The sequence below is a fragment of the Vibrio sp. 10N.261.52.A1 genome, assembly GCF_002876325.1.
Classification (GTDB): Bacteria; Pseudomonadota; Gammaproteobacteria; order Enterobacterales; family Vibrionaceae; genus Vibrio; species Vibrio chagasii.
In genome coordinates this window covers 1-290 of the sequence record NZ_MCYD01000227.1, presented here as the reverse complement: position 1 = coordinate 290, position 290 = coordinate 1, and the positions used below count along the sequence as shown (strand labels likewise).

The 290-nt window shown below is 36.9% G+C and carries 1 protein-coding gene; it reads left to right on the top strand.

What is annotated here, in order from left to right:
• Positions 1-290 (top strand): hypothetical protein (locus tag BCT81_RS02965; RefSeq protein ID WP_133152507.1); only part of this gene is annotated, 290 nt, incomplete at both ends.

Below are 290 nucleotides of genomic sequence, written 5' to 3'. Positions count from 1 at the left end.
GCGTTAAGTGGGAATATTCACGACAGCTTAGATGAATTTAATATAGCTAAAGTACTTAGTGATGCTACGAGAGAGGTAGAGATCTACCATGCTTGTTCTCAAGGTGATGATAAAGCTGCTTTTCGTTTAGCTTTGGTGAAAATGACAGCAATATCTGATGAGATGAGCGCTTCATTGGATTATTTGGATGAAACCTTCGACCAAATATTATTAAAAAATAATATACCTAAGAAGGTTCTGATCCGAGATGAGTCTAAGGATGGTCTAGAGTTTCAGGTAATGGATACCAT